The 26,285-nt window shown below is 70.9% G+C and carries 29 protein-coding genes; 20 read left to right on the plus strand and 9 right to left on the minus strand.

What is annotated here, in order from left to right:
• Nucleotides 1-18: 18 nt before the first annotated feature.
• The 3 genes from AB0M59_RS22780 to AB0M59_RS22790 are packed head-to-tail and all read left to right on the plus strand — an operon-like array spanning nucleotide 19 to nucleotide 3,580.
• Entirely contained in the window at nucleotides 19-1,050 is a 1,032-nt protein-coding gene (locus AB0M59_RS22780; protein WP_364618106.1) for a sugar ABC transporter substrate-binding protein, read from the plus strand.
• Nucleotides 1,047-2,570: a sugar ABC transporter ATP-binding protein gene (locus tag AB0M59_RS22785; RefSeq protein ID WP_364617958.1), complete on the plus strand. Its 1,524-nt coding sequence runs from the start codon at nucleotides 1,047-1,049 to the stop codon at nucleotides 2,568-2,570. Before AB0M59_RS22780 ends, AB0M59_RS22785 begins: the two co-directional genes overlap by 4 nt.
• Nucleotides 2,567-3,580: an ABC transporter permease gene (locus AB0M59_RS22790; protein ID WP_364617960.1), complete on the plus strand. Its 1,014-nt coding sequence runs from the start codon at nucleotides 2,567-2,569 to the stop codon at nucleotides 3,578-3,580. Before AB0M59_RS22785 ends, AB0M59_RS22790 begins: the two co-directional genes overlap by 4 nt.
• 28 nt (nucleotides 3,581-3,608) lie before the next feature.
• Here AB0M59_RS22790 and AB0M59_RS22795 read toward each other — a convergent pair whose 3' ends face one another.
• Nucleotides 3,609-4,331, minus strand: a complete 723-nt coding sequence (locus AB0M59_RS22795; protein WP_364617962.1) for a FadR/GntR family transcriptional regulator — start codon at nucleotides 4,329-4,331, stop codon at nucleotides 3,609-3,611.
• 81 nt (nucleotides 4,332-4,412) lie between these two features.
• Here AB0M59_RS22795 and AB0M59_RS22800 point away from each other — a divergent pair, with 81 nt between their 5' ends.
• From AB0M59_RS22800 to AB0M59_RS22810, 3 genes are read left to right on the plus strand one after another with little or no spacing between them, the layout of a single operon-like run.
• The gene (locus tag AB0M59_RS22800; protein WP_364617964.1) at nucleotides 4,413-4,751 is read left to right on the plus strand and encodes an L-rhamnose mutarotase; all 339 of its coding nucleotides are present in this window, start codon (nucleotides 4,413-4,415) and stop codon (nucleotides 4,749-4,751) included.
• 5 nt (nucleotides 4,752-4,756) lie between these two features.
• The gene (locus AB0M59_RS22805) at nucleotides 4,757-5,725 is read left to right on the plus strand and encodes an aldo/keto reductase (RefSeq protein WP_364617966.1); all 969 of its coding nucleotides are present in this window, start codon (nucleotides 4,757-4,759) and stop codon (nucleotides 5,723-5,725) included.
• Nucleotides 5,722-6,579 carry an amidohydrolase family protein gene (locus tag AB0M59_RS22810; protein WP_364617967.1) on the plus strand — a complete coding sequence of 286 codons (858 nt, stop codon included), beginning with the start codon at nucleotides 5,722-5,724 and terminating at the stop codon, nucleotides 6,577-6,579. Before AB0M59_RS22805 ends, AB0M59_RS22810 begins: the two co-directional genes overlap by 4 nt.
• Nucleotides 6,580-6,610: 31 nt before the next feature.
• Here AB0M59_RS22810 and shbA read toward each other — a convergent pair whose 3' ends face one another.
• The 4 genes from shbA to AB0M59_RS22830 form a co-directional block, all read right to left on the minus strand.
• Nucleotides 6,611-7,198 (minus strand): RNA polymerase sigma factor ShbA, encoded by a 588-nt coding sequence (gene shbA / locus AB0M59_RS22815; protein ID WP_364617969.1) that lies wholly within the window; start codon nucleotides 7,196-7,198, stop codon nucleotides 6,611-6,613.
• Nucleotides 7,199-7,521: 323 nt separating this feature from the next.
• Complete coding sequence (locus AB0M59_RS22820) at nucleotides 7,522-7,818, minus strand: DUF202 domain-containing protein (RefSeq protein WP_364617971.1); 297 nt, start codon at nucleotides 7,816-7,818, stop codon at nucleotides 7,522-7,524.
• A gap of 583 nt (nucleotides 7,819-8,401) precedes the next feature.
• On the minus strand, nucleotides 8,402-8,755 hold the full coding sequence (locus AB0M59_RS22825; protein WP_364617973.1) for a DUF202 domain-containing protein: 354 nt from the start codon (nucleotides 8,753-8,755) through the stop codon (nucleotides 8,402-8,404).
• An 11-nt stretch (nucleotides 8,756-8,766) separates the two neighbouring features.
• Entirely contained in the window at nucleotides 8,767-9,246 is a 480-nt protein-coding gene (locus AB0M59_RS22830) for a GtrA family protein (protein ID WP_364617975.1), read from the minus strand.
• A 149-nt stretch (nucleotides 9,247-9,395) separates the two neighbouring features.
• Between AB0M59_RS22830 and AB0M59_RS22835 the strand changes: the two genes are divergently transcribed.
• Together AB0M59_RS22835 and AB0M59_RS22840 are read left to right on the plus strand one after the other, a co-directional pair.
• A complete protein-coding gene (locus AB0M59_RS22835) occupies nucleotides 9,396-9,806 on the plus strand; it encodes a hypothetical protein (protein WP_364617977.1) in 411 nt (136 codons plus the stop codon).
• An 82-nt stretch (nucleotides 9,807-9,888) separates the two neighbouring features.
• Nucleotides 9,889-10,182, plus strand: a complete 294-nt coding sequence (locus tag AB0M59_RS22840) for an iron-sulfur cluster biosynthesis family protein (RefSeq protein ID WP_155545219.1) — start codon at nucleotides 9,889-9,891, stop codon at nucleotides 10,180-10,182.
• Between the two features lie 44 nt (nucleotides 10,183-10,226).
• Here AB0M59_RS22840 and AB0M59_RS22845 read toward each other — a convergent pair whose 3' ends face one another.
• The 4 genes from AB0M59_RS22845 to AB0M59_RS22860 form a co-directional block, all read right to left on the minus strand.
• Nucleotides 10,227-11,348, minus strand: a complete 1,122-nt coding sequence (locus tag AB0M59_RS22845) for a glycerate kinase (protein WP_364617979.1) — start codon at nucleotides 11,346-11,348, stop codon at nucleotides 10,227-10,229.
• Nucleotides 11,345-12,277: a D-glycerate dehydrogenase gene (locus tag AB0M59_RS22850; RefSeq protein WP_364617981.1), complete on the minus strand. Its 933-nt coding sequence runs from the start codon at nucleotides 12,275-12,277 to the stop codon at nucleotides 11,345-11,347. The genes AB0M59_RS22845 and AB0M59_RS22850 overlap by 4 nt, the downstream gene beginning before the upstream one ends.
• A 30-nt stretch (nucleotides 12,278-12,307) precedes the next feature.
• Complete coding sequence (locus AB0M59_RS22855) at nucleotides 12,308-13,195, minus strand: SGNH/GDSL hydrolase family protein (RefSeq protein ID WP_364617982.1); 888 nt, start codon at nucleotides 13,193-13,195, stop codon at nucleotides 12,308-12,310.
• 106 nt (nucleotides 13,196-13,301) lie between these two features.
• Nucleotides 13,302-15,392 (minus strand): alpha-galactosidase, encoded by a 2,091-nt coding sequence (locus AB0M59_RS22860; RefSeq protein ID WP_364617984.1) that lies wholly within the window; start codon nucleotides 15,390-15,392, stop codon nucleotides 13,302-13,304.
• 75 nt (nucleotides 15,393-15,467) lie between these two features.
• Here AB0M59_RS22860 and AB0M59_RS22865 point away from each other — a divergent pair, with 75 nt between their 5' ends.
• The 12 genes from AB0M59_RS22865 (at nucleotide 15,468) to pcaD (ending at nucleotide 26,275) form a co-directional block, all read left to right on the plus strand.
• Nucleotides 15,468-16,658 (plus strand): ROK family protein, encoded by a 1,191-nt coding sequence (locus AB0M59_RS22865; RefSeq protein ID WP_364617986.1) that lies wholly within the window; start codon nucleotides 15,468-15,470, stop codon nucleotides 16,656-16,658.
• A gap of 20 nt (nucleotides 16,659-16,678) precedes the next feature.
• Nucleotides 16,679-17,968: a sugar ABC transporter substrate-binding protein gene (locus tag AB0M59_RS22870; RefSeq protein WP_364618108.1), complete on the plus strand. Its 1,290-nt coding sequence runs from the start codon at nucleotides 16,679-16,681 to the stop codon at nucleotides 17,966-17,968.
• Nucleotides 17,965-18,918 (plus strand): sugar ABC transporter permease, encoded by a 954-nt coding sequence (locus AB0M59_RS22875; protein ID WP_364617988.1) that lies wholly within the window; start codon nucleotides 17,965-17,967, stop codon nucleotides 18,916-18,918. Before AB0M59_RS22870 ends, AB0M59_RS22875 begins: the two co-directional genes overlap by 4 nt.
• Nucleotides 18,918-19,757: a carbohydrate ABC transporter permease gene (locus AB0M59_RS22880; protein ID WP_364617990.1), complete on the plus strand. Its 840-nt coding sequence runs from the start codon at nucleotides 18,918-18,920 to the stop codon at nucleotides 19,755-19,757. Before AB0M59_RS22875 ends, AB0M59_RS22880 begins: the two co-directional genes overlap by 1 nt.
• Before the next feature lie 24 nt (nucleotides 19,758-19,781).
• Nucleotides 19,782-21,083 (plus strand): glycoside hydrolase family 27 protein, encoded by a 1,302-nt coding sequence (locus AB0M59_RS22885; protein ID WP_364617992.1) that lies wholly within the window; start codon nucleotides 19,782-19,784, stop codon nucleotides 21,081-21,083.
• A gap of 166 nt (nucleotides 21,084-21,249) precedes the next feature.
• Nucleotides 21,250-22,059, plus strand: a complete 810-nt coding sequence (locus AB0M59_RS22890; RefSeq protein WP_364617994.1) for a CoA-transferase — start codon at nucleotides 21,250-21,252, stop codon at nucleotides 22,057-22,059.
• Nucleotides 22,056-22,193 (plus strand): hypothetical protein, encoded by a 138-nt coding sequence (locus AB0M59_RS22895; protein ID WP_364617996.1) that lies wholly within the window; start codon nucleotides 22,056-22,058, stop codon nucleotides 22,191-22,193. The genes AB0M59_RS22890 and AB0M59_RS22895 overlap by 4 nt, the downstream gene beginning before the upstream one ends.
• Entirely contained in the window at nucleotides 22,190-22,942 is a 753-nt protein-coding gene (locus AB0M59_RS22900; protein WP_364617998.1) for a CoA-transferase subunit beta, read from the plus strand. The genes AB0M59_RS22895 and AB0M59_RS22900 overlap by 4 nt, the downstream gene beginning before the upstream one ends.
• Nucleotides 22,943-22,991: 49 nt before the next feature.
• Nucleotides 22,992-24,173 (plus strand): thiolase family protein, encoded by a 1,182-nt coding sequence (locus tag AB0M59_RS22905; protein WP_364618000.1) that lies wholly within the window; start codon nucleotides 22,992-22,994, stop codon nucleotides 24,171-24,173.
• Nucleotides 24,174-24,186: 13 nt separating this feature from the next.
• On the plus strand, nucleotides 24,187-24,924 hold the full coding sequence (pcaH, locus tag AB0M59_RS22910) for a protocatechuate 3,4-dioxygenase subunit beta (protein ID WP_155545231.1): 738 nt from the start codon (nucleotides 24,187-24,189) through the stop codon (nucleotides 24,922-24,924).
• The gene (gene pcaG, locus AB0M59_RS22915) at nucleotides 24,921-25,475 is read left to right on the plus strand and encodes a protocatechuate 3,4-dioxygenase subunit alpha (protein ID WP_364618002.1); all 555 of its coding nucleotides are present in this window, start codon (nucleotides 24,921-24,923) and stop codon (nucleotides 25,473-25,475) included. Before pcaH ends, pcaG begins: the two co-directional genes overlap by 4 nt.
• Complete coding sequence (pcaD, locus tag AB0M59_RS22920; protein WP_364618004.1) at nucleotides 25,472-26,275, plus strand: 3-oxoadipate enol-lactonase; 804 nt, start codon at nucleotides 25,472-25,474, stop codon at nucleotides 26,273-26,275. Before pcaG ends, pcaD begins: the two co-directional genes overlap by 4 nt.
• The last annotated feature ends 10 nt before the right edge of the window (nucleotides 26,276-26,285 follow it).

The raw sequence follows: 26,285 nt of genomic DNA on the forward strand, positions 1-26,285 counted from the left end.
GATGCGGTGCGTAACAGGGTGATCCAGGTGGCCGCCACGGCCGCCGTCTGCGGCCTGGTTCTGGCCGCCTGCGGGTCCACTAAGGACAACGCGTCGGCGCCCGCGGCGGGCGGCAACGCCGGCGGCAAGGTCGGGGCGACACTGCCCCTGCTGACCTCGCCGTTCTGGCAGGCCTACAACAACTACGTGCCGCAGATGGCGAAGTCCGAGGGCGTCGACGTCCTGCCGACCGTCAACGCGGACAGCGACCCGGCGAAGCTGATCACCGACATCGGCACCTTCCTCAACCAGGGCGTCAAGGGCCTGGTCGTGACGCCGCTGGACTCGGCGGCCATCGTCGCCGGGCTCAAGCAGGCGGAGAACAAGGGCGTGCCGGTGGTCGCGGTCGACGTCGCCCCCGAGAGCGGCAAGGTCGCCATGGTGGTGCGGGCCGACAACAAGGCCTACGGCACCAAGGCCTGCGACGCGATCGGCGCGAAGGTCAAGTCCGGCAAGGTCGTGCAGATCATGGGCGACCTCGCCTCGGTCAACGGCCGCGACCGCTCCGAAGCCTTCCGCGACTGCATGAAGTCCAAGTACCCCGGCGTGCAGGTGCTGGAGATCCCGGCCGAGTGGAAGGCCGACAAGGCGTCCTCCGGCCTGGACAGCATGCTGACCGCGAACCCGGACATCAAGGGCGTCTACATGCAGGCCGGCGGTGTCTACCTGGCCCCGACCGAGCAGGCGCTCAAGCGCAAGAACCTGTTCTTCCCCGTCGGCGACCCGAAGCACATCGTGCTCGTCTCCAACGACGGCATCCCGCAGGAGCTGGCCGCGATCCGGGCCGGCGAGCTGGACGCCACCGTCTCCCAGCCTGCCGACGCGTACGCGAAGTACGGCCTGTACTGGCTGAAGAAGGCCATGGCCGGCGAGACGTTCAAGCCGGGCCCGACCGACCACGACAGCACCATCGTCGAGATCAGCCCCGGCATCCTCGAGGACCAGCTGCCCGCGCCCGTCATCACCAAGGACAACGTGGACGACAAGGCCCTCTGGGGGAACAACCTGTGACCGCGCTGCCCGCCGGCGAATCCGCCGTCCCGGTGGTCAGCGCCGTAGGAGTCGGGAAGCGCTACGGCCCCACCGTGGCGCTCCACGACGTCAGCCTCACCGTGCACCCCGGCGAGTCGCACGCGCTCGTCGGGCGAAACGGGGCCGGCAAGTCGACGCTCGTCTCCATCCTCACCGGCCTGTCCGCCACGGACACCGGGCACGTCGAGTTCGCCGGCGCGCCGGCCCCGGCCCTCACCAAGCAGGACGATTGGAAGGCGCGCGTCGCCTGCGTCTACCAGCACGCGATGGTCGTCCCGCAGCTCACGGTCGCCGAAAACCTGTTCCTCAACCGGCAGGCGGGCGGCGGGTTCGCCATCGGCTGGAAGTCGTTGCGGCGCAAGGCACGCGAGCTGCTCGACTCGTGGGACGTGCACGTCGACGTCGACACCCCGGCCGGCGAGCTGTCGGTCGAGGACCGGCAGTTCGTCGAGATCGCCCGAGCGCTGTCCTACGGCGCCCGGTTCATCGTCCTCGACGAGCCGACCGCGCAGCTGGACAAGCAGGCCATCGAGCGGCTCTTCGAGCGGATGCGCCAGATGCAGGCGGGCGGGGTGACGTTCCTGTTCATCTCGCACCACCTGCACGAGGTGTACGAGGTCTGCCAGGCCGTCACGGTCCTACGCGACGCGAAGCACGTGCTCACCGCGCCGGTCGCCGAGGTCGGGAAGGCTCAGCTCGTCGACGCGATGACCGGCGAGCCGGGCGGCCTGTCCGTCCGGGACGCCGCGTCGCGGGAGTCGCTGGAAGCGGACGCCGCGGAGATCCTTTCGGTCGACGGGCTGTCCGGCGACGGCTTCCGTGACGTCTCGTTCCGGCTGCGCCGCGGCGAGGTCGTCGGGCTCGCGGGCAGCAACGCCAGCGGGAAGCACCAGGTCGCCGAGACGGTCTACGGCCTGCGGACGCCGTCGGCGGGCACGGTCCGCGTCGACGGCTCGCCGCTGCGGCCGGGCGACATCCCGGCGGCGCTGCGGGCCGGGATCGGCTGCGTGCCGCGCGACCGTCACCACGAAGGCCTGGTCCTGGAGCACTCGATCGCGGACAACGCCACACTGTCCATTTTGGACAAGCTGGGCCGCGGAGGGATCGCATCACCGCGCACCCGGTTCGCGAGGGCGTCGCAGGCACTGGCGGACTACGACATCGTGGCCGCGAGCGCCGAGCAGCCGGTGTCGGACCTGTCCGGCGGCAACCAGCAGAAGGTCGTGCTGGCGCGGGCACTGATCGGCGACCCGCGGGTCGTGGTGCTGATCAACCCGACCGCGGGCGTGGACGTGAAGTCGAAGGAGGCGCTGCTCGCGGTCGTCGACCGGGTGCGCGCCGAGGGCAAGGCGGTGCTGATCGTCAGCGACGAGCTCGACGACCTGCGCCTGAGCGACCGGGTTCTGGTGCTGCGCGCCGGGGCCGTGGTCGCCGAGCACCAGGCCGGGTGGTCCGACGGCGACCTCGTGGCCGACATCGAAGGAGTCGAGCTTTCGTGACCGACGTGATGACCTCTCCGCAGACGGAGCTGCCGGCGCCACCCCGGCGCCGCAAAGCCGGCTGGCTGCGCGAACTCGCGCTGCTGCCCGCCCTGGTCGTGGTGTTCCTCATCGGCGGCCTGGTCGACGACACCTTCGTCGGCTGGAGCAACATCGTCAGCATCCTGACCGCGTCGGCGGCGCTGTCGCTGGTCGTGCTCGGCGAGTCGCTGGTGCTGATCACCGGGAAGTTCGACCTGTCACTCGAATCCACGATGGGCCTGGCGCCGGCGCTCGGCGCGATGGTCGTCATCCCGGCGGCGTCGGCCGGCTTCGGCGTCGAGCTGCCCGCCGCGATCGGCCTGCTGGTGATCCCGCTGTGCGGTGCGCTCGTCGGGTTCGTCAACGGCTTCCTGATCGTGAAGCTGAAGCTGAACGCCTTCATCGTCACCCTCGCCATGCTGACCGTGCTGCGCGGTGTGCAGGTCGGGTCGACCAAGGGCAAGACGCTGTTCAACCTGCCCGACTCGTTCACGAACCTGGCGACCACGACGTTCCTCGGGCTGCCGATGTCGGTGTGGCTGGCGGCGGCGCTGTTCGCGGTGGCCGGCTGGTTCCTGCGCTACCACCGCGTCGGCCGCGCGCTGTACGCGATCGGCGGCAACCGCGAAGCCGCACGGGCGGCCGGCGTGCGCGTCGACCGGATCGCGTGGGCGGTGTTCGTCGTCGCCGGGATCCTGGCGGCGATCGGCGGGCTCGCGTACACGGGTTACGTCGGCGCGCTGGGCGCGAACCAGGGTTCGGGGATGATCCTGCAGGTGTTCGCAGCGGCGGTGATCGGCGGCGTCTCGCTCGACGGCGGCAAGGGCACCCTGGTCGGCGCGCTGACCGGCGTCCTGCTGCTGTCGTCGGTGTCGAGCCTGCTCAACTACGCGCACGTGACGGCGGAGTGGCAGGGCGCGATCTACGGCGCCATCATCCTGGTCGCGCTGATCATCGCCCGGTACGCGGGCGGAAAGCCCCAGACCTGATGGTCACTCCGTGATCATCGGATCACTGTCAGGAGGCTTCCGCGGCCGGCTCGGCGTCTGCCGTCGGGTCGTCCGCGGTGCCGAGGGCGTTGCGCAGCCACTGCTCCACGCCCGCGACGTGCACGGTCGCCCACGAACGCGCCAGTTCCGGCTCGCGCGCCGCGATCGCCTCGTAGATCGCCGAGTGCTGCTCCCGCGTCTTCGCGACCGCGCCCTCCTGGGTGAGGCCGCGCCAGATCCGGGCGCGGGCCGTCGGCCCGGAGAGGCTGTCGAGCAGCGAGCAGAGCACCGGGTTGCCGGAGCCGTCGGCGATCTTGCGGTGGAACTGGAGGTCGTTGGCGACCAGCGCCTCGACGGTCGGCGAGTCCTCCAGCTCCCCGAGCAGCTGACCGAGCTCGGTGATGTCGTCGTCGCTCATGTGCAGCGCGGCCAGCGCGGTCGCGGCCGGCTCGAGGATCCGCCGCACGGCGAGGAAGTCGAGCACGGTGTCGTCGCGGTGGAAGTCGACCACGAACGTCATCGCGTCGAGCAGCAGGTTCGGCTCGAGGCTGGTGACGTACGTGCCGTCGCCCTGGCGGACGTCGAGCACCCTGATCAGGCACAACGCCTTGACGGCCTCCCGCAGGGAGCTGCGCGAGAGCCCGAGCCGCTGGGCCAGCTCGGCCTCCTTCGGCAGCCGGTCGCCCGGCGCCAGCTCGCCGGAGATGATCATGTCCTTGATCTTGTCGATCGCGACATCGGTGACGGGCATCGTGTCCGCCCTTCCCTGCAACAGACCTCGGATGTTTCGGTGTTCCTCCCCAGCGTGCCATGTTCCGGCGAAGGAGTGGCGATGACCCACCAGCCCGCACCACAAAGAGTGGCTCTGCACACCCGCCTCAAACCCGGCAAGGAGGCCGAGTACGAGTCCGTCCACGCGGTCGTCCCGCCCGAGCTGGACGTCGCCCTGCGGGAAGCCGGGGTCCGCACCTGGCGGATCTGGCGTAACGGTCTCGACCTCTTTCACGTTGTCGAAGTCGACGACTACGCGGCGATGCGGGCGGCGTTGCGGGACCACCCCGCGAACGTCCCCTGGCAGGCCCGGATGGCCGAGCTGCTGGCCGTCGAGGACGACTATTCCGGCGGCGACACCGGCATCGGGCTGGTCTGGGAACTGCCGGTGAAGGAGTGACGGCGTTGGAACTCTCCCTGTCCCCGCTCGGTCTCGGCTGCGCGCAGCTGGGCAACCTCTACCACGCGATCAGCGACGAAACGGCGGCCGCGACCGTGCGCCGCGCGTGGGACGAGGGCATCCGGTACTTCGACACCGCGCCCCACTACGGCCTCGGCCTCTCGGAGGCCCGCCTCGGCGCGGCGCTGCGTTCGTACCCGCGCGACGAGTACGTGCTTTCGACGAAGGTCGGCCGCGTGCTGGAACCGAACCCGGACGGCGCGGGCGCACAGGACGACCAGGGCTTCGCCGTCCCGGCCGCGTACAAGCGCCGGTGGAACTTCAGTCGCGACGGCATCATGCGGTCCCTTGAAGACAGCCTGACGCGGCTCGGGCTCGACCGCATCGACATCGTCTACGTGCACGACCCCGACGAGCACTTCGAGGAAGCCCTGCGCGGCGCCTTCCCCGCGTTGCGCGAGCTGCGGGACCAGGGCGTGATCGGCGCGTTCGGCGCCGGGATGAACCAGGCGCCGATGCTCACCGAGTTCGTCCGCCGCACCGACCTCGACGTCCTGCTGGTCGCGGGGCGCTACACGCTGCTCGACCAGCCGGCGCTCGACGAGCTGCTGCCGCTCTGCCTCGACCGCGGTGTCGCCGTCGTCGCCGGCGGCGCGTTCAACGGCGGCATCCTGGCGACCGCCGAGCCGGGCCGTCTCTACGACTACGCCGAAGCGCCGGTGGAGCTGGTCGAGCGGGCCGCGAAGATCGCGGCGGTCTGCGCGCGGCACGGCGTCGAGCTGCCGGAGGCCGCGCTGGCGCTGCCGATGGCGCATCCCGCGGTGGCGTCGGTCGTCGTCGGCGCGCATGATCCTTCGCAGGTCAGCGTCAACGCGCGGCGCGCGCGGGCCGAGGTGCCGCCGGAGCTGTGGACCGAGCTGGTCGACGCGGGCTTGCTGCGCGCCGACGTCGTCACCGCCGAAGGAGTCTCATGATCGACGCCCACCACCACCTGTGGGATCCGTCGCGGCGCGACTACCCGTGGATGGCGGGGGCGGCGCTCGACCCGATCCGCCGTCCGTACACGGTGGACGACCTGCGCGCGGTCACCAAGGCGGCCGGCGTGCACGCGACGGTGCTGGTCCAGACGGTGTCGTCGGCCGAAGAGACTTCGGAGTTCCTGACGACGGCAGCGGCCGAGCCGGTGATCGCGGGCGTCGTCGGCTGGGTCGACCTGGGCGCTTCGGACGTCGTGGACCAGCTGGCCGCGATGCGGGACCAGGGTCCGCTGGTCGGGATCCGGCACCAGGTGGAGACCGAACCGGACGACGACTGGCTGCTGCGACCGGAAATCGTGGCCGGGTTGAGCGCGGTGGCGTCGGCGGGCTTGGCGTACGACCTGCTGGTGCGCCCGGCGCAGCTGCCCGCGGCGGCCGAGGTGGCGTTGCGACTGCCGGAGCTGCGGCTGGTGCTGGACCACGCGGCGAAGCCCCCGATCGCGGCGGGGGAGTGGGAGCCCTGGGCGTCCGGGGTGGCGGCGCTGGCCGGGCGGGAGAACGTCGTGTGCAAGCTCTCCGGGCTGGTCACGGAGGCGGACTGGACGGGCTGGGAGGTCGGGCACCTGCGCCGGTACGTCGACCACGTGCTCGACGCGTTCGGCGCGGACCGGCTGCTGTTCGGTTCGGACTGGCCGGTCTGTGAGCTGGCGGCGTCCTACGAGCTGGTGCTGGACGCGGCGATCGCGCTGACCGGCGGGCTTTCCGACGCCGAGCGGCTGGGCGTGTTCGAGCACAACGCCCGCCGCGTCTACGGCTTGGACGCGAGCGGGGAAACCTCTTTCAGGGGGTAAAAGAGGTTCCCCCGCCCGCCGCTGGGGTGGCCTAGAACTCTTCGTCGCGGATCATGCCTCGCAGCCGGGTCAGCGCGCGGTGCTGCGTCACGCGCACGTTCCCCGCAGAGATCCCGAGCGCTTCGGCGGTCTCCTGCGCCGAGAAACCGACCGCGATGCGCAGGGTCAGGATTTCCTGCTGCACACGCGGCAGCGCGGCGAGCAGCCGGCCGAGGCGCGCGCCGAGGTCGAGGTGCAGCGCGTGGGACTCGGGCTCGTTGCCGGCGACCAGCGGGCGCTCCGGGAGCTCGGGGACGGGCTCGGAGCGGTCGCGGGCGACGGCGCGGTAGGCGTCGGCGACCTTGTTGGCCGCGATCGCGTGGACGAGGTAGAGGAACGAGCCCCCGCGGTCCTGATAATCCGGAAGGGCCTTCAACACCGCGAGGCAGACCTCCTGGGCGACGTCGTCGGCCGACAGGTAGGAGAGGTCGCGGCCGCCCATCCGCGCCCGGCAGTACCGCACCACGACCGGCTCGATCATCTGGAGCAGGTTGTGGATGGCGGCGGGGTTGCCCTCGCCCGCGTCCTTGACGAGCGGGTCGAGGTCCTCCTTGGTGAGCCGTCCGTTGGGCCGCGGCAATGACTCTGGGGTCCGATAATCGCGAACGCCGCTGTCCGATTGCTCGGTGGTCCTCGTCGGTGCTGTCATGAGTCGTCTCCCCGGCCGACCCTCGACCGTCGCTGCCGGGGGTTCTACTCTCCGTGACCATTTGGTTGCAGGTACTCCGGGGGACCCGGGCTTACCTGCGTTCCGTGCGACGCTGGGTAATCGTAGGCACCTCGCGGGCCAACAGTCCAGATTTCAACGACCAATACCCCGTTAGCAGCAGTGACCGTGATGTTCCCGCGACCAGCCTGCGCACATTGCGATTAATCGGTTTCAGGATGTGCCGACTTCACCCGTCAGTGGAAGACGGCCACGGAAGCGGCAGTCACGGTCACGGCGAGCGACGCGATCGCGGACAGGGCAGTGCTCATCGCGGCCGGCCGAGCGGTCCGCAACGCCCGTTCGCGGCGCACGCCCACGGCCGCTAGCAGGGCCGATGTCACGGCGGCGAGCAGTACGGGGACCAAAGAGACACCCCAATGGCGCTGGGCGGCGGAGTGCAGGAGAAGTACGGTGCAGGCGGCGGAAGCGAGAGCGGTCCGCCGCCAGGCGAGCCCGGTGCGCTCGGCTTGGGCGCCATCGGGGGTGGTCACGGGGTGGCCCCCAGGATGATGACGGTACTTCTGACGTCGCGATAATCGCGAAGTCGCGGTATTCGGGCGAAGTGGTGGTCCGCCGGAGGGTTGCGCCGAATGGCTTGAACGGCTTCCGGCGAGGTTCGGCGGGGGTGTTCGGGCGGCCTAACGGTGTGTGCGGACCGTGGCCGAACGTGCGGGCACGGTTCGCCCGGGGCAGGCCTGATCGGCGGCCGTTCGTGCGCAGCCGGCGGCATCTCGCTGCTCCGGTCGCAGTGGAGCTGTGTGGTTCGTGTGGCCCGTCCGGCCTGAGGTGGCTTGGTTTGCAGTCGGTTGTGGTGGGCGCTCGCCGCTAGTGCGGCCTGAGGCGGCTCGGTTCGCGGCCGACTGTGGTGGGTGCTCGCCGCTCGCGCAGTCTGCGGCGGCTTGGTCTGCGGTCGGCCGTGGTGGGTGCTCGCGGCTGGTGCGCTCTGCCCGGTGTGGGGTGGCTCAGTCGCGCGCCGAAGGCCGGCGCCTCGTACCGCCCGCTCGCTTCCGGACGCGGCGCCCCCGCTGGCCGCCCAACCGCGTCGCGCCTGCGCGACCACCGCACCCGGCTCGCTCACGACACCACCAGCAACACCGCCGCCGCCACGGTCAACGCCAGCAGGCCACCGGTGAGCGCCAAGATCATCCGGCTCCGCGGCAACGGCTCGCCGGCCCGCATGGCGATCTGCACCCGCCGCCACCGCGGATAAGCCGTCGCGGCCAACGTCGCCGCCAGCACCACGCACAGCCCCGCGAGCACCGCGCTGGCCGTAGCCGGGGCCGGCACCAGCTGGTGCACCGCGACCCCGCCGGCCAGCAACCCGAGCGCCGTCCGGAGCCACGCCAGGAACGTCCGTTCGTTGGCCAGCGTGAAGCGGTAATCCGGTTCGGTGCCGCCCTCGTGGGGCGTGATGTCGTCCGAGGCCACGCCTCCAGACGCTAGCCGGTGTGCGCGGCCGCAGCCCCTTCGGCGCGGTGCGCGAACACCCACCAGCGCAGCACCGCGAACCGCACGAACCCGCCGACCAGGCTGGCCAGCAGCAGCGTGCCGGTCTCCTCCCACGACGTCGGCCGCTCGACGACCGCGTCGAGGATCGCCAGCACGGCCGAGCCGTACCCGGCGTAGAAGGCGAACGTCAGCAGGTCCTGCAGGTGCCGCTTCCCGGCGTTGCTGGGCCGCCCGGCGAAGGTGACGCGGCGGTGGAACTCGGTGTTCCCGACCGTCGTCAGCGCGATCGCGATCAGGTTCGCCACCTGCGAGCCGAGTTCGTCGCGCAGCAGGAGGAACAGCACTGCCTGCACGCCGGTTGTCACTACGCCGGCGACGACGTACCACGCGGCGTGCGTGCCGAGCTCGTGGTGCCGTTCCGGGTCGGTGGCGAGCAGCCGGTGTCCGGGTGCGCACCTGGTGGTGGCCATGATCCGAACCTACCCCGCGTTCACAAACTTGTGAATATGTTAAACCGGATGAAGAAATGTGATCCCGGTGACACCGCCGGGGTTTGAGGCCCCCGATGGCCCGGGTAGCTCCCTGACGATGACTACTGCCTACGCGCCGGGAGAAACCAGTGAGTGACCGTGACGCGGCCGAACCGGAAAGCTTGGACCCCAGCGAGGCGCTGGACGAGGACGAGCTGCGCGTGGACCCCCTCGAAGAGGGCATCGAGCCGCCCGAGCGCTGGAGCGCCGCCGACCGCTTCGGCACCACGCCCAGAGAGATGCGCGAAGGCGAGCCGATGGACCAGCGCCTCGCCGAAGAAGTGCCGGACACCGAGCCGGAGCCGGCCCCGGAGCGCCCGCTCGCGGCGACCCCGGCCGACCAGCTCGACGAGACCGTCGAGGACGCGCCGGCAGACTTCGAGCAGGTGACTCCGGCCGACGAGATCCCGCACCGCCACGCCGACCCCGATCCGCGCGAACAGGCGGACTACGCGGGCGGGTCCGTGGCGGATGCCATCCGCGAAGCGCGGCAGGGCTGATCCGCTCAGACTGCGCGTCCGAACGGACGCCCCTAGCGTGGGGCCCACAGTGCACCGGACCGCGACGAAGGGAAGGCCGAAGATGCTGACCGTGACCGAAGCCGCCGCCGAGGCGATCACCGCACTGACCAGCCAGGGGGAGGGCGAAGCCGGACTCCGCCTGGCGGTCCAGAACGCCGACGGGGAAAGCGCCCAGCTGGCGCTGTCCGTCGCCCCCGAACCCGCGGCGGGCGACAGCGTGCTGGGTGCCGAGGAAGGCCCGAAGGTCTTCCTGGAACCGCAGGCCGCGGCGTTGCTCGACGACAAGGTGCTCGACGTCCAAGAGGACGAAGCCGGCGGAGTCGCCTTCGCCGTGCTGCCGCAGCACACCAGCTGACCGCGGCGGACGGGCCTTTCGCCGCGGCGCGGAGGGTCCGTTCGCTAGCGGGTCAGCCAGTCGCGGACCAGCTCCGCGGCACGCACCCGCAGCAGGTCCGCCGCGTGCGCCCGCGCGTGGTCGAGCGACGGCGCGTGGTCGATCAACGCGCTGCTCCCCACCACGCCCAGCCGCTCCAGCCCGGCGGAATCGAGCTGGATCCGGCCGGCCAGGGCCAGCAACGGCACCCCGCGCGGCCGAGCTCGGTCCGCGATCCCGGCCGGCGCCTTGCCGTTCAAGCTCTGCTCGTCGAGCGAACCCTCACCGGTGATGACGAGATCGGCGCCCTCCAGAGCCTCGTCGACCCCGGTCAGCCCGGCGATGAGGTCGAACCCGGACTCGACCGTCGCGCCGAGAGCGATCGCGCCCGCCGCGACCCCGCCGCCCGCACCCGATCCCGGGATCCGCGAGACGTCCGGAGCGCCACCCACCTGGAGCGCGTGCGCCCACCGGCCCAGCGCTTCGTCGAGCAACGTCACCTCCGCCGGCCCCGCGCCCTTCTGCGGCCCGAACACCGCGGCGGCGCCTTCCGGCCCCAGCAACGGGTTCGTGACGTCGGTGGCGACCGCGACGCGCACGCCGTCGAGGCGTTCCCGCACCGGCGTCAGCTCGGTCGACGCCACCCGCGAAAGCGTGCCGCCGCCCAGGCCGACCGGCGCGCCGAACGCGTCCAGCACGCCGGCACCGAGTGCGCTGAGCATCCCGGCCCCGCCGTCGGTGCTGGCCGTGCCCCCGACCGTCAGGACGAGCCGGCGAGCGCCGTGGATCAGCGCGTCCGCGAGCAGCTCCCCGACGCCCCAGGTGTGCGCGCTCAGCGCGGTTGCCGGGCTGGGCTCGACGAACTCGATCCCGCACGCGCGCGCCGCTTCGACGTAGGCCGTGCCGTCCAGCACGGCGTACCGCGCGTTGACCGGCTCTTCGAGTGGCCCGCGGACCGTCAACCGGACGATCCGGGCGCCCGCCGCTTCGAGGACGTCGAGGGTGCCTTCGCCGCCGTCCGCGACGGGGCAGGTGACGATCTCGGCGTCCGGCAAGGCGTCGCGCACGCCGAGGGCGATGGCCTCCGCGGCCTCGACCGCGGTGAGACTGCCCTTGAACTTGTCGGGCGCGATGACGACACGGGTCACGGCTTCACCTCCGTCAGCGGGGGACGCCCGGCGAGCACCGCCGCGACGTTGCGGGCCGCCAGCACGGCCATCGCCGTGCGGGTCTCGACCGTGGCGGACCCGAGGTGCGGGCTCAGCACGACGTCGTCGCGGCCGAGCAGCCGCGGCTCGACCTCGGGTTCCTTCTCGAACACGTCCAGCGCGGCGCCCGCGATCTCCCCGGCTTCGAGGGCGTCCGCGAGCGCGGCTTCGTCGACGACCGGCCCGCGCGTCGTGTTCACCAGGTACGCGCCGGGTTTCATGGCGCGCAACGCGGCCGCGTCGATGAGGTGCCGGGTCTCGGGAGTCAGCGGGCAGTGCAGCGAGACGACGTCCGAGCGCGCCAGGAGTTCTTCGAAGGAAACGGAACCCGGTTTCGACCGACCCGAGTGGACGATCGTCATGCCGAACGCCTCGGCCCGCTTCGCCACCGCCCGGCCGATCTGGCCGAACCCGACGATGCCGAGCGTCTTGCCCTGCAGGCCCGAGCCGAGCAGGAAGCCCAGGTGGAAGGACCACGGCGTGCGCGAGCGCAGCAGCCGTTCGCCCTCGCCGATCCGCCGCGTGACCGCGAGCAGCAGGCCGAAGGCGAGGTCCGCGGTCGCGTCGGTGAGCACGCCCGGCGTGTTCGTGACGACGATCCCGCGTTCGGCCAGCGCCGGGACGTCGACGTTGTCGTAGCCGACGGCGACGTTCGCGACCACCTTCAGCCCCGGCCCGGCGGCGTCGGCCAGCGCGCCGTCGAGCCGGTCGTGCAGCATGCCGACCACGGCGTCCGCGCCGGCCACGAACTCGTGCAGTTCTTCGGGCGTCAGCGGACGGTCGGCGGGCGACACGACCACGTCACCCGCCTCGGCCAGGACCTTCACCGCGTCGTCGGGAATCCATCGGGTCACCGCGATCTTGGGCACCCCGACAGCCTAGTTCACCCCTCCGACGATTCAGCCCCGCTGGACCGCGTCGAGGACGATCTCCGACTGCGCCGCCGCGCCCGCTCCGTTGGGGTGGAAGGGGAACGCGAGCAGCAGCGGGTTGCTCGTCGAGATCGGGATCAGGCCTTCGGCGTAGCGCACGGTCGGCGCCTGGCACGCGTCGTGCCCGACGGTCGGGGTGTAGGTGTCGACGAGCTCGGCGCCGTTGTCCGCGGCGACCCGGGCGAGCATGGCGTTCATCTGGAGGAACTTCGCCTGCAGGTAGGCGACGTCGCCGTCGGCGATGGGGATCACCGGCCAGCACCCCTTCCCGCTCGCGGGCAGCCCGGCGAGGTAGTTCACCAGCAGGATCCGCGCGTTCGGGGAGCGGTCCTTGATCGCCTGGAGCGATGCGGCGACCTTCGGCGCGGTCGCGTTGACAGCGTTTTCCAGCTGGTCGACGCCGCCCGCGGTGAACTTGGCCTTGCACGTGCTCACCGGCAGCGGGGTGAGGCACTTCGTCACGGCCGACGCGAGCCCGATGTCGTTGCCGCCGATCCCGACGGTCACCAGGTCCGTGGTCGGGGTGAGGCGGTCGAACTGCGGCGGGTTCGTCCCGCCCAGCGGGAGCTTCTGCGGCTGGGTGAAGTCGGGCGTCGCGGCGCCGCCGCAGCTCGCGTCGCGGAAGGTCTCGACGCCGAGCGCGCCGGCCACCTCGTGTGGATAGTCCGAAGTGGACTGGGCGCAGTCGAGCGGGGTGAACTCGGTGGTCGGCGGGAAGGTGACGAAGACGTCGGCGGTCCACGAATCGCCCAGCGCGACGTATTCGTGGTAGCCCGCGCTCGCCGACGCCGGAGCGGCGAAGGCGAGCATGGCGAGCGCGGGCACGACGAGCAGAGCGGACAGGCGCTTGCGCATGCTGCCTCCGTTGGCGAGCGTGGTGAAGGACTTTCACACTCAGCTCACCGCCAGTGAGAAGTCAATCGAGGTCACTCGCCCCGGTCACGCCGATCGGCGTGGGTAATCAGACCCTGGTCAACCGCACGACGGCGCTCGCGTAGCCGCTCCCGGGCAGGTCGACGTCGAGGCCGTGGCTCAGCAGCACCGCGCCGTCGTGCACGGCGCCGTCCTGGTCGCGGTACCGCGCGGAAGGATCGAGCCCGGCCAGCCGAGGCGGGGTGACCGGCCGCGCGAACTCCGTCGGCCGCCGCCAGAAGAACACGACCACTTCGCGGTCCAGCACGTACTGGACCGCGGTCAACGCCGACTTCGCCGGGTCCGCCAGCCGGTACAGCTCGCCGTGCTGCACCACCGGCCGGATTTCCTTGTACAGCGCGACGAGCGACGCCGCTTCGTCGAGTTCGGCGGCGCTCCAGCGCGGCAGGTCGCCGCCCACGCCGAGCACCCCCGCCATCGCGACGTGGAACCGGAAGCTCAATGGCGCCGCGCGGCCCGTCGTCGGGTTCGGGCTGTCGGTGACCCAGGCCGACATCGTGCCGGCGGGGTAGAGCTGGCCGTAGCCGTGCTGGATGGTGATCCGGTCGGCGGCGTCGGTGTTGTCGGACGCCCAGATCTCGTCGGTGCGCGCGAGGATCCCGAGGTCGGTACGCCCGCCGCCGCCCGCGCAGCCCTGGATCCGCAGGTTCGGGTGGTCGGCCCGCAACCGGTCGAGGATCGCGTACACCGCTCGGACGTGGTCGACCCAGAGCCGGCCCGCGTCCTCGCCCGCCGCCGGCCACCCGGCTTCCGTGAACGCGCGGTTCATGTCCCACTTGAGGTAGTCGACGCCGTGCTCGCCGACGAGCCGGTCGAGCCACTTGTGTGCCCAGTCCGCGACGTCCGGGCGCGCGAAGTTCAGCACGAGCTGGTTCCGCAGCGTGGTCCGGGAGCGGTTGGCCATGTGCAGCACCCAGTCCGGGTGCGCGCGGTAGAGATCGCTGTCCGGGTTGACCATCTCCGGCTCGACCCACAGCCCGAACTTCATCCCGTGCGCGTGCACGGCGTCGACCAGGGGCCGCAGCCCGGCCGGGAAGCGCTGTTGATTTGCGGTCCAGTCGCCGAGCCCGGCCCTGTCGCCGGTGCGGGCGCCGAACCAGCCGTCGTCCATGACGAACAGCTCGGTCCCGAGCTTCGCCGCGGCCGCCGCGAGGGACGTCTCGGTGGCTTCGTCGACGTCCCAGCCGGTCGCCTCCCAGGAGTTGTAGACGATCGGCCGCAGCTCTTCGGGGTGCGGCTGGACGAACTCGCGGACGTAGGCGTGCCACCGCCGGCTCGTACCGCCGAAGCCGTCGGCCGCGTACAGCCCCGCGAACACCGGCGTCTCCCAGGTTTCGCCGTGCGGCAGCCGCCAGCCGACGTGCTCGTGGCCGAACCCGCCGGTCCACGTGACGCGGCCGGAGTGCGTGTGCTCGACGGTGATCCGCCAGCTCCCGCTCCAGGCCAGCGCCGTCGACCACACCTCGCCGGACGTCTCGGTCGCGTCGCCCGCGTCGAGCATCACCCAGGGGTTGACTTGGTGGCTGGACACCCCGCGACGGCTGGTCAACGTGGTTTCACCGACCGGCAAGGCTTCGCGCAGCACGCCGTACTCGGCGCTCCACGCACCGGACGTCCGGGTGAGCCGCGCGCCGTCGCGCCGGGGGAGCGTCCACGCCGCGGAATCCGTGCGCAGCAGGGAAATCGGGGCCTCGCCGGTGTTGCGCAACGACGTCCACCGCTCGACGACGTCGCCGCGGAGGCGGTAGTGCAGCGAGAGTTCCAGTGGGTAGTGCCGGTCGGCCAGCCGGACGACGAGCGCGTCGTCCTCGAGCGCGAAGCCGTCGTAACGCCACTCGAGCGCCGACGTCCCGTCCTCATACCGCACAGCCAGCGCCGCGACGCCGAAGAAGGCGCCGCCTTCGGCCGGCAGTTCCTGCCGCTCGTCACCCGGCTCGTCGAAGCTGCTGTCGGCCGGGTTGCGGCGCGCGGCGACCTGCGTGGCCTGGAAGAGCGTCAGGGGCGGGCCCCAGTGGACGTGCCGCGGCCGGTCGTCGGCGTCGAGCCGGAAGGCGTACGAGCTCTCGGGGGCGCGCAGCAGCCACAGCCGGTGCGCGGGGTCGTGTTCGACGAGCGACATGATCCGAGCGTAGGCATGACCAGCCGAAAAATAAATTCTTGACGAAGTTAATTAATCCTGCCTACCCTTCCGGCCATGCCTCGCAGTGCACCGGCAAGGGCGCCGATCACCAGTCCGGCGGCAGCGACCGTGTTCACCACGGTCCTGACCGAAGGGCCGGTCTCCCGCGTCGACGTCGCCCGGCGCACCGGCCTGTCGTCGGCCGCGGTCACCAAGGCGGCCCGGCCGTTCATCGAAGCCGGCTACCTCGAAGAGCTCGCCTCCGAAGGCCGCACGGGCCCCGGCGCCGGCCGCCCCGCCAACCCGCTGGCGATCCGGCCGGACCGCGAGTACTTCGTCGGCGTCAAGATCACCGGCGACGACTTGATCGGCGTGGTCACCGACCTGCGCGCCGACGTCCGAGCCAGCGCCCACCACGCCCTGACCAGCCACGATGCCGAGCACATCGTCCACGCGCTGGCCGACCTCGTCGGCGAGCTGCTGGCCGGCCCGACCCCGGACGGCACCAGCAACCTCCGCGAGCGCGCCTATTGCCTCGGCGTCGCGGTGTCCGGCGACGTCGACCGCGCGTCCGGCGTCGTTCGGTACTCACCGTTCCTCGGCTGGCGGGACGTCCGCCTCGCCGAGCTGCTGGGGGAGGCGACCGGGCTCACCGTGACGCTGGAGAACGACGTCAAGGCCCTCGCCGTCGCCGAGCAGTGGTTCGGCGAGGGCGTCGGCGCGTCGTCGTTCGCGCTGGTCACGGTGGGAACGGGCATCGGCAGCGCGCTCGTGGTGAACGGCGCCCTGGTCCGCGGCGCGCACGGCGTCGCGGGCGAGATCGGGCACGTCCCGGTCGCCGACGGCGGCCCGCCGTGTCACTGCGGCGGCCAGGGCTGCGTGGAGGCGATCGCGTCCACCGAAGCGATCCTGACGCGCGCCCGGCAGGTCGCCGGCGAGCCCGCGCTGACCATGGCCGACGCCGTGACGCGCGCCCGCGGCGGCGACGAACCGCTGCGCGCGGTGTTCGCCCGGGCGGGCCACGCGATCGGACTGGGGCTGGCCGCGCTGGTCAACCTGTTCGGCCCGGAACGGGTGGTCGTCTCCGGCGAGGGCGTCGCCACCTACGACCTGTTCGAAGACCAGATCCGCCGGACCTTCGCGGTCCAGGCGTTCGGCAGCGCCGCCCGGTGCGGCCTGGTCATCCGGCCGCTGCCGTTCGAGGAGTGGGCACGCGGCGCCGCCGCGGTCGCCGTCCAGAGCCTTTTCGTGTCCGACACCGTTTGAGGAGAGTCCCCGTGAGCCCCATGAATCGCAGAAGCTTCCTGGTCGGTTCCGTGCTGTTCGCCGGGGGAGCGGCCCTGGCGGGCTGCACCTCGGACCCGCTGAACAAGAACGCGGGCGCCGCTTCGGGTGCGAAGGTCACGTTGCAGCAGTGGTACCACGCGTACGGCGAATCCGGGACGCAGCAGGCCGTCCAGCGCTACGCGCAGGAGTTCACCAAGGCCAACCCGGACATCGCGATCAACGTCAGCTGGATCGCCGGCGATTACGAGACCAAGCTCAACTCGGCGATGCTCACCGCGCAGGCGCCCGACCTGTTCGAGCTGGGCGATTTCCGGTACCAGAACGTCAAGAACGGCCTGCTCGCGCCGCTCGACGACGTCATCGCGCCGGCCAAGGCCGACTTCAGCCCGGCCGCGCTGGACACCGTGACGGTCGACGGCAAGATCTACGGCGTCAAGATGATCGACGACGTCATGATGCTGTACTTCCGCAAGAGCGCGCTGCAGGCCGCGGGCGTCCAGCCGCCGCAGACGTTCGCCGAGTTGCTCGAAGCGACCCGGAAGCTCAACACCGGCAAGCAAAAGGGTCTCTACGTCGGCACCGACGGCGTCGGCGAGGCCGCGACGCTCCTGCTCTGGTCGTCCGGCGGCGACTTCTTCGACAGCAGTGGCAAGAAGGTCGCGTTCGCTTCGCCCGAGGCGATCGCCGCGATCGCCGGGCTCAAGCAGCTGCACGACACCGGCGGCCTGCTCCAGGGCTACCCGACCGACTGGTCCGACCCGGGCGCGTTCGCCAACGGCGCCACGGCGATGCAGTGGGGCGGCCTGTGGTCGCTGCCGGACATCAAGAAGGCGCTCGGCGACGACTTCGGCGTCGTCGCGTGGCCGAAGTTCGGGGACGCCGGCAAGCCGGCGTTCGGGGACGCCGGCAAGCCGGTCGCGCGCGTCGGCGGCTGGTACCAGCTGGCCAACGCGAAATCTCAGAACCTGGATGCCGTCAAGAAGTTCATTGACTGGCTGTGGATCAAGAACGCCGACCTGCAGAAGGACTGGTGCGTCAAGTACGGCTTCCACATCCCGGCGCGCAAGCCGGTCGCCGCGCAGACGACCGAGTTCTCCAGCGGGGCGGCGAAGGACGCCGTGACGATCTCGCAGCAGAACGGCAAGTCGTACTCGGGGCTGTGGAACAAGGCGTCGGCGACGCTGTTCCTGCAGGCCGCGACGAAGATCGCGAACGGGGCGGACCCGGCCGCCGAACTCGGGGACGCGGCGAAGAAGGCCCAGGCCGAAGTCGACAAGCAGCTGGCATGACCGCCCTGATGGAGGCTCCGACGGTCACGGTGGCGGCGAAGAAGCGCCGCCGTCGCCGGGACTGGCGGGCGATCGGCGCGTTCGCGGTGCTGACCGGGCCCGTGGTGATCGGGCTGGGGCTGTTCAAGTACGTCGCGATCGCGTGGAGCTTCCTGCTCAGCTTCAACGACGCCCGCGGCACGATCACCATCGGCCACTGGATCGGCTTCGACAACTACGCGTTCCTGCTCGGCGACGACGCCTTCCTGACGTCGCTGTCGACGATCGCGCTGTTCACCGTGTTCATCGTGCCGATCACGTTCGTGGCTTCGCTGGGTCTGGCGGTGCTGATCAACAGCATCAAGCGCGGTAGGGCGTTCTTCCGGACGATCTTCCTCATCCCGGCGGCGGTGTCGTACGTCGTCGCCGCGCTGGTCTGGAAGATGGCGCTGTTCAACGGCCTGCCGTCCGGTGTCGCGAACGTGATCGGCGGGCTGTTCGGCGCCGACCCGGTGCCGTGGCTGTCGGAGACGAGCCCGCCGGTGTACTGGGTCGCGGTGGTGACGCTGCGGCTGTGGCTGCAGGTCGGGCTGTACATGATCCTGTTCCTGGCCGGGCTGCAGGCGATCTCCCCGTCGCTGTACGAGGCCGGCGAGCTGGACGGCACGACCAAGTGGCAGGCCTTCCGCTACATCACGCTGCCGCAGCTGCGGAACACGTCGGTGGCGGTGCTGCTGCTGATCCTGATCGCCGCGTTCCAGGCCTTCGACGAGTTCTACAACCTGTTCGGCACCGGGCTTTCGGGCACGGCGACCGCGCCGGTGAAGCCGCCGCTGGTCTACCTCTACGACTCCGCGCTCGGCGACCAGAACTACGGCGTCGGCTCGGCGGGCGCGTTCCTGCTGACCGTGCTCATCGTCGTGATCACCCTGCTGCAGGGCCGGTTCGTCGGCTTCGGGAAGAAGGACTGATGGCCGTCCTCGCCGCGCCTCGCGTCCGGAAGGCGCCGAAGTACGTCCTGGCGTCCGTGCTTTCGCTGATCTTCCTGCTGCCGTTCTACATCATGCTGCGCAATGCGCTGATGACGCGGCAGCAGGTCACTTCGCCGGACTGGTCGTGGCTGCCGGATCCACTCTCGTGGGTCAACTTCGGCGACCTGTTCGCCGACGCGTCAGTGCCGATGGCGCACTCGTTGTGGAACTCGTTCCTGGTCGCGATCGTCACGGCTCCGGTCGGCACGCTGTTCGGTTCGATGGCGGGTTACGCGCTGGCCCGGATCAACGTCCCGGGACGGCGTGCGGTGTTCACGTACGTGCTGGTCACGCTGATGATCCCGCAGTCGGTGACGTTCGTGCCGACGTTCGTCGTCGTCGGCTCGATGGGCGGGGTCAACACCGAGTGGGGCATCATCGCGCCGAACCTGTTCAGCGCGTTCACGGTGATCCTGTTCCGCAACTTCTACCTGCGGTTCCCCGTCGAACTCGAAGAAGCGGGACGGCTCGACGGGCTCGGCTACCTCGGCGTCTACCGGCGTCTCATCCTGCCGAACTCGGGGAGCATGATCGCGTCACTGGGCGCGTTGATGTTCATCGAAAGCTGGAACGCGTTCCTGTGGCCGTTGGTGATCGGGCAGGACCCGTCGTCGTGGACCGCGCAGATCGCGCTCTCGACGTTCCTGACCGCCCAGTCGGTCAACCTGCCGGCGCTGTTCGCCGGCGCCCTCGTCACCATCGCGCCGCTGGTCGCGATGTTCCTGGTCGCCCAGCGGTTCATCGTCAGCGGGATCGCGGCGAGCGGGCTCAAGGAGTAGGTCCCCCCTATCGAGGAGTGTTCAGTGAAGCGCCTCCTTTCCGTATTTCTCGCTGTCCTGGGTCTTTCGGCTTTCCTGGTGCCGGTGGCCGACGCGCGGACGTCGTTCGTCAAGCCGTTCATGGGCTGGAGCAGCTGGAGCCTCGAGTCGTCGACCCGCGCGGGTTACGGCACTTCGTGGCTCAACGAGTCGCACGTCCGCGACGCCGCTTCGGCCATGGCTTCGAAGCTCAAGTCCGCCGGGTACACCTACGTCAACATCGACTCCGGCTGGAACGCCGACCTGTCGTGGGTGTTCCACACCGACGTCAATGGCATTCCGACGCCGGACCCGGGTCGGTTTCCGTCCGGGATCCCCGCTTTGGCCTCCTACGTGCACGGGCTCGGCCTGAAGCTCGGCCTGTATGCCGTGACCGGGCTCGAAAAGGAGGTCTACGACAAGAACGCGCCCATCCTCGGGACGTCGTGCCACGCGCGGGACATCGCGTACCAGCCGCTGACGCCCTCCAACGGCTGGGGCGGCAACTGGAAGGTCGACTTCACGAACCCCTGTGCGCAGAAGTACTACGACTCGATCGTGGCCAAGTTCGCTTCCTGGGGCGTCGACTTCATCAAGGTCGACGGGACCACCGCGGACAACGTCGCCGACATCAAGGCGTGGTCATCGGCGATCGACCACGCGCGGCGGCCGATGTGGCTGACGGCGAGCGCGTGGCCGGTGCCGCGGTCCATCGGTTCTTCTCTGGCCCCCTACGCGAACGGCGTGCGCGTCGACACCGACGTCGAGTGCTACTGCGACACGGTTTCGACGTGGGACAGCTCGGTGAAGGCACGGTGGGCGGACCTGCCCGGCTGGCAGGGCGTGTTCGGGCCGCAGTACCGGCCTGACCTGGACTCCATGCCGATCAGCAACAACACCGGGTCCGGCATCCAGGACGGGATCTCCGACGTCGAGCGGCAGAGCGTGATGACGTTCTGGTCGATGGCGTCGTCGCCGCTGTACGTCGGGGGAGACATCTATTTCTTGGACGCCTCCGCTGTGTCGATCCTGACGAACCCCGAGGTCATCGCGGTCGACCAGGCCGGTTCCTATCCGACTCAGGTGACCGGCGGCGATCACCAGGTCTGGACGAAGCGCGCGCCGGACGGCCGGACGTACGCGGCTGTCTACAACCTGGGTTCCACGCCCGCTGACATCACCGTGGACTTCGCCGGGGCGCGGTCGGTGCGTGACCTCGTCGCACTCAAGGACCTCGGGCGGTTCCGAGGCTCGTGGACGGCGGTTTCGGTGCCGGCGCACGGCTCGCGGTTGATCCGGATCGGCTGACGTTTCTCTCGAAGGGGACTTTCTTCGCTGGTTGCGCGAGGAAAGTCCCCTTCGTCGTGCCTGCGTCATCCATTGGGTGGAAGACGTCTGGTCGGCGGCCCGGACGTCGTGCTATGTTCGGTTGCAGAACGAGTGTGCGTGATGCGAACGGATGCGGGAGAGTGAGATGGCGGAGCTGCTGTCACTGGAGGAGGCCGTCGGCCGGCTGGTGCACGACGGCGACACCGTCGCGCTCGAGGGCTTCACGCACCTCATCCCGGTCGCGGCCGGACAGGAGATCATCCGACAGGGCCGGCGGGGTCTCACGCTGGTGCGGATGACCCCGGACATCGTGTACGACCAGCTGATCGGCGCGGGCTGCGCGAGCAAGCTGATCTTCTCCTGGGGCGGCAACCCCGGCGTCGGCTCGCTGCACCGCTTCCGCGACGCCGTCCAGCACGACTGGCCGGTACCGCTGGAGATCGAGGAGCACAGCCACGCCGGCATGGCGAACCGGTACGTCGCCGGCGCGTCCGGCCTGCCGTTCGCGGTGCTGCGCGGCTACACGGGCACGGACCTGCCCGCGCAGACCGAGACGATCAAGCCGATCACGTGCCCGTTCACCGGCGAGCGGCTCACCGCGGTCCCGGCGCTGAATCCGGACGTCACGATCGTCCACGCCCAGCGCGCCGACCGTCAGGGCAACGTCCAGATGTGGGGCATCACCGGCGTCCAGAAGGAAGCCGTGCTGGCCGCGAAGCGCTCGATCGTCACGGTCGAGGAGATCGTCGACGAGCTGGAGCCCCGAGTGGGCGCGGTGATCCTCCCGGCCTGGGTGGTGACGGCGGTGGCCGAGGTCCCGGGCGGCGCGAAGCCGTCGTACGCGGCTGGGTACTACGAACGCGACAACTCGGCGTACCAGGCCTGGGACGAGATCGGCCGTGACCGCGAGGAGTTCACGAAGTGGCTGAACGAGCTGACCGGGGTGACGGCATGACGCGCGCTCGGTACGCGCCCGCCGGGCCGGTCGCCGCCTCCTTCCCCGGGGCGGCGGCTCCCGGCCGGGTCCGCGGCACCGCGATCCACCCCACCACCGGCAACGCCCGCAAGACCGCGGAGGCGAAGGCATGAGCACCGACTACACCGCCGACGAGATGATGAGCGTCGCGGCGGCCCGCGCGCTCGGCGACGGGATGTCCTGCTTCGTCGGCATCGGCCTCCCGAGCAAGGCGGCGAACCTGGCCCGCCGCGCGCACGCCCCGAACCTCACGTTGATCTACGAATCCGGCTGCCTGGGCGCGAAGCCGTCGAGGTTGCCGCTGTCGATCGGCGACGGCGAGCTGGCCGACACCGCCGACGCGGTGGTCAGCGTCCCGGAGGTGTTCAACTACTGGCTCCAGCCGGGCCGCATCGACGTCGGCTTCCTCGGCGCCGCCCAGCTGGACAAGTTCGGCAACATCAACACGACCGTGATCGGCTCGGACTACCACGACCCGAAGGTCCGCCTGCCGGGCGCGGGCGGTGCGCCGGAGATCGCGGCGTCGTGCGGCGAGGTGTTCATCGTGCTGCGCCAGAGCCCCCGCGCGTTCGTGGAAAAGGTCGACTTCGTGACCTCGTTCGGCCACGGCTCGGGCAAGGGCGACCGTGAGAAGCTCGGCCTCCCGGGCCAGGGCCCGACGCTGGTCGTCACCGACCTCGGCCTGATGCGCCCCGACCCGGAGACCGCCGAGCTGACGCTGACCGAACTGCATCCGGGTGTGGAGCTCGACCAGGCGATCAAGGCGACGGGGTGGAGGCTGAAGGTCGCGGACGACCTGAAGGTCACCCCCGTCCCGACCGAGCAGGAGCTGACCCTCCTCCGAGAACTGGAGAAGGCGTGACGATGGCACGCTGTCACCCGACCACCCCGCCGCCCCGGAAGGCGAACGCATGACCGACGTCTACGTCCTCGACGCGATCCGCACCCCGTTCGGCCGCTACGGCGGCGCACTGGCCGGCGTCCGCCCGGACGACCTGGCCGCGGGCGTGCTCAAGGCGCTCGTGGCCCGCACCGCCCTCGACCCGTCCACAGTGGACGAGGTGACCCTCGGCGACGCGAACGGCGCGGGCGAGGACAACCGCAACGTCGCCCGCATGGCTGCCCTCCTGGCCGGCTGGCCCACGAGCGTCCCCGGGAACACCGTCAACCGCCTGTGCGGCTCCGGCCTCGACGCGGTGATGCAGGCCAGCCGCGCGATCCAGGTCGGCGACGCGTCGCTCGTGGTCGCCGGCGGTGTCGAGTCCATGACCCGCTCGCCGCTGGTCATGCCGAAGCCGGAGAAGGCGTTCCCCGCCGGCAACCAGACCCTCTACAACACCGCGCTCGGCTGGCGCATGGTCAACCCGGAGATGCCGTCGCAGTGGACGATCTCCCTCGGCGAGTCCACCGAAAAGCTCGCCGAGCGTTACGGCATCGGCCGCGACGAGCAGGACGCCTTCGCCGCCCGCAGCCACGTCAACGCCGCGAAGGCGTGGGACGAAGGCTTTTACGACGACATGGTCGTCCCCGTCGAAGGCGTGGACCTGGCGCGCGACGAGGGCATCCGCCCGGACTCCAGCGTCGAGAAGCTGGCCAAGCTGAAGCCGGCCTTCCGCAAGGAAAACGGCACCGTCACAGCGGGCAACGCCTCCCCGCTGAACGACGGCGCGTCGGCGCTCCTCCTCGGCGACGAAGCGAGCGCGAGCCGCGTCGGCGCGACCCCGCTGGCCCGGATCGCCGGCCGGGGCGCGGCGGGCGTCGACCCGGACGTCTTCGGCATCGGCCCGGTGCGCGCGGCGGAGATCGCCCTCGAGCGCGCCGGCATCGGCTGGGACGACCTGGCGGCGGTCGAGCTCAACGAAGCGTTCGCCGCCCAGTCGCTGGCCTGCCTGCGCGACTGGAAGAAACTCGACCCGGAGATCGTGAACACCCACGGCGGCGCGATCGCGATCGGCCACCCGCTCGGCGCGTCCGGCGGCCGCATCCTGGGCACCCTGGCGCACGATCTGCACCGCCGCGGCGGAGGCTGGGGCCTCGCCGCCATCTGCATCGGCGTCGGCCAGGGCCTGGCCGTCGTCCTCGAAGGCCGGTAAGGGAGACGAAGACGTGGCTACTCCGACCGAATTCAGGCTGCCCCGCTACGGCGAGGACCCCGAGGGCACGCACCCGCCGCTCGGCTACCCCGGTTACCGCTCCACGGCGCTGCGGCACCCCAAGCAGGACCTGGTGCTGCTTCCGCAGATGCTGACCGAGGTCACCGGCCCGCTGCTCGGCCCCGGTCGCCTCGGCGAGCTGGACAACGACCTCACGCGCCAGCACGCGGGCGAGCCGCAGGGCCAGCGGATCATCGTCACCGGCCGGCTGCTCGACGGTGAAGGCCGTCCGGTGCGCGACTCGCTCGTCGAGATCTGGCAGGCGAACGCGGGTGGCCGCTACCGCCACACCGGCGACCGCTGGCCGTCGCCGCTCGACCCGAACTTCGACGGCGTCGGGCGGGCTCTGACCGACAGCGACGGCCGCTACACCTTCACCACCATCAAGCCGGGCGCGTACCCGTGGAAGAACCACGACAACGCGTGGCGCCCCGCGCACATCCACTTCTCGGTGTTCGGCTCGGCGTTCACGCAGCGGCTGGTCACCCAGATGTACTTCCCGGACGACCCGCTCTTCTCCCAGGACCCGATCTTCAACTCCATCCCGGACGAGAAGGCCCGGCAGCGCATGGTCTCGCGCTACGACCACGAGATCACGCAGTCGGAGTGGGCGCTGGGGTTCCAGTTCGACATCGTGCTTCGCGGGCGCGACGCGTCGGTGTTCGAAGAGGAAGAGGACGAAGACGAATGACCAAGCTGCTTCCCACCCCTTCGCAGACCGTCGGCCCGTACCTGTCGATCGGGCTGCCCTGGCCCGACGGCCCGCACGTCGTGCCCGAGGGCACGCCCGGCGCGTTCTGGATCCGCGGCATCGTCCGCGACGGCAACGGCGACCCGGTCCCGGACGCGATGATCGAGACGTGGCAGGCCGACCCGGAGGGCGGGTTCCGCCACCCCGACGACCCGCGCGGCGAGGCGTCCGGCGACTTCCGCGGCTTCGGCCGCTGCCCGACCACCCCCGACGGCACGTACGGGATCCTCACCGTGCTCCCTGGCGTGGTGCCCGGTGAGGGTGGCACTCCGCAGGCCCGCCACATCGACGTGTCGGTGTTCGCGCGCGGGTTGCTCAACCGGTGCGTCACGCGGATCTACTTCGAGGACCAGGACAACTCCGGAGACGCGGTGCTGGCGACGGTGCCGGAGGAGCGACGTGGCACCTTGATCGCGGCGAAGACCGAGGACGGGTACCGCTTCGACGTGCGCCTGCAGGGTGACGGCGAGACGGTGTTCTTCCGGGTATGACGAACGCGAACGGAGGTGACGGCGTGGGTGCCGTCCGGCTGCACCGGGTCGTCGAAGGGCCCGAAGACGGTCCGGTGGTGGTGTTCGGCGGATCGCTCGGCAGCGACCTCCGGATGTGGGAGCCTCAGGTCGTGCCGCTGCTGGAGCGAGGCTTCCGGGTGGTGCGTTACGACACGCGCGGGCACGGCGCTTCGCCGGTGCCGCCGGGGCCGTACGACCTCGAGGACTTCGGCTCCGACTTCCTCGCTCTGCTCGATGACCTCGAGGTCGCGAAAGCGCACCTCGTGGGGCTGTCGCTCGGCGGAATGACGGGCATGTGGCTCGGCGCCCACGCGCCGGACCGGATCGCGAGCCTGGTGCTCTGCTGCACGTCCGCGAAGTTCGGCCCGCCGGAAATGTGGGCCGACCGCGCCCGCACGGTCCGCGCGGAAGGCACCGGCGCGGTGGCCGCCGCCGGCGTCGCCCGCTGGCTGACGCCGGGCTACGCGCAGCGGCACCCGGACCGCGCCGCGTTCCTGCGCTCGATGATCGCCGCCGTCCCGGCCGAGGGCTACGCGGCCTGCTGCGGCGCGATCGAGCGGATGGACCTGCTCGACGTGCTGCCGAAGATCACCGCGCCCACCCTGGTCATCGCAGGCGCCGACGACCCGGCCACCCCGCCGGAGGGCCACGCCGACCTGATCGCGGCGGGCATCCCGGGCGCGCGGCTGGAGGTCGTGCCGGACGCCGCGCACCTGGGCAACTACGAACAGCCCGAAGAATTCACGAGGCTGATCCTCGAGCACTTGGAGGCGCTGTGACACCGAAAGA

This window comes from Amycolatopsis sp. NPDC051371, from assembly GCF_040682155.1.
Taxonomy (GTDB): domain Bacteria; phylum Actinomycetota; class Actinomycetes; order Mycobacteriales; family Pseudonocardiaceae; genus Amycolatopsis.